This is a genomic window from Pseudomonas sp. P5_B2, assembly GCF_056400445.1.
In genome coordinates, this window is sequence record NZ_JBFULH010000738.1 from 1 (window position 1) to 1,846 (window position 1,846).

Genomic DNA, 1,846 nt, shown 5'->3' on the forward strand with positions numbered 1-1,846 from the left:
CTGCGCCATAAATAGCAATGCTTGAGCCCGGCCCGATCCCGGTATTGTRCACCGCCTGCCATGCCGTTGGCAGAATGTCCGAGAGAAACAGCACCTTCTCGTCCGCCAGCATCCCCGGCACCTTGAACGGCCCGACGTTGGCTTTTGGCACTCTGACCAACTCGGCCTGGCCACCGGGAATACCGCCATATAAACGGCTGAAGCCAAACAATGCAGCCGCTGGCGGTATCGCCTTTTTGTTGATGATCGCGCCTCTTCCAGCGTTGGTGGTTTCGCAACTGGCGTACAACTCCATCTGACAGAAAAAACAGTCACCGCACGCGATCACGAACGGAATCACCACTCGATCGCCACGCTGCACAGCCGTGACGGCTGACCCGGTTTCTTCAACGATTCCCATGAACTCATGGCCAAAAATATCGCCATGCTCCACGGTCGGAATCTTCCCGCGATACAGGTGCAGGTCCGATCCACAGATGGCCGTGGCCGTCACCCGCAAGATGATGTCGTCGGCGGCTTCCAATGTCGGGTCTGGTACGGTTTCTACCCTGACATCGTGGGCACCGTGGTAAGTCATTGCTCGCATGGCTAAATCCTCGCGGGTGATAAAAAAGACTCGACTATCTGTATTAAGGGAGCCGGCTTGAGAGGCGAGTTCAGTCATATGAATGGCAAATCTGATCGACGGTAATTCGGCGTGATCGCGGATTTTCGCGGTTGCTTGCGTTGCACCGCGAACTGCATGAGCCACCTGTCGCACTCATGCACCTTGCATGAGTGCAGTTGGCCATCAATTGTTTTAACTGATTGTTTCATATCAATTTTTCTTCGACCCAGAAAGCGGCACGAGTCATGCTCCATTCACTCAAGCGACTATCGGCCAAAGAGACCGTTCGCGCTCACCCTGTGATGACTTGAGAGACCAGACCATGAACGCCATCGACCTGTTGAAAGCTGACCATGAACGTGTAAAAGGCATCCTGAGCCAATTGAGCGAATCCACTGAACGCGGCGTTAAAAAACGCACAGAGCTGTTGGCCAAGCTTGAAATGGAAATCAGCATTCATACGCGACTTGAGGAAGAAGTCCTGTATCCGGCTTACAAAAAGGCCGGCGGCAAGGAGCAGGACGTGATGTATTACGAAGCCAAGGAAGAGCACCGCACCGTGGACTCACTGGTGCTGCCGGACCTGAAAGTCACCGATCCTTCTACCCCGGAGTTTGCAGGTCGAGTCAAAGTGGTCAAGGAGCTGTTGGAACACCACATCGAGGAGGAAGAAACAGAGATGTTCCCTCAGGCGAAAAAGCTGCTGGGCAAAGCGACCCTCGAAGAATTGGGTGCGCAGATGGAAACGCTGAAGGCTCAGTATAAAAAAGAATTGAGCGACGGTAATCTCGCGGCTTGATCCTGAATAGCTACACAACGAAAGCCCGGCGTTTGCCGGGCTTTTCACTTTTCAGGTGCAGGTGCAAGTGCACATTCACTCAGCTGCATCACTTCATGGCCTGGGCAATGACCTCTACCAGATTGAGCTGGGTATAGGGTTTGGACAATCGCGGGAGCTTGGTGGCGAAACCTTCCAGGCGTTCGGCGTAGCCGGTGGCAAGAATGATCGGCAGGTCGGGTTGCTTCAGCCGGATGATCTGTGCCAATTGCGCGCCATTCATGTGGGGCATGGCCATATCGGTGATGACCAGATCGATGTGCTGCTCGCTATCGAACAGTTCAAGCGCTTTCGCACCGGACGGCGCAGCGATGACCCGGTGACCCAGATCCTCCAGCAGCAGCCCCGTACTGGTTAACACCAGACTGTCGTCGTCCACCACCAGCACACACAACTGCGCC

The 1,846-nt window shown here is 54.7% G+C and carries 3 protein-coding genes; 1 reads left to right on the forward strand and 2 read right to left on the reverse strand.

Features of this window, described 5'->3' with window-relative positions; genetic code table 11:
- Window positions 1–586, reverse strand: a 586-nt coding sequence (locus AC1DRJ_RS26175; RefSeq protein WP_477804703.1) for an alcohol dehydrogenase catalytic domain-containing protein, incomplete at its 3' end; no start/stop codon positions are given.
- A gap of 343 nt (window positions 587–929) precedes the next feature.
- Between AC1DRJ_RS26175 and AC1DRJ_RS26180 the strand changes: the two genes are divergently transcribed.
- A complete protein-coding gene (locus AC1DRJ_RS26180) occupies window positions 930–1,406 on the forward strand; it encodes a hemerythrin domain-containing protein (RefSeq protein WP_477804704.1) in 477 nt (158 codons plus the stop codon).
- A gap of 88 nt (window positions 1,407–1,494) precedes the next feature.
- Here AC1DRJ_RS26180 and AC1DRJ_RS26185 read toward each other — a convergent pair.
- A partial coding sequence (locus AC1DRJ_RS26185; protein ID WP_477804705.1) for a response regulator occupies window positions 1,495–1,846 on the reverse strand: 352 nt, incomplete at its 5' end.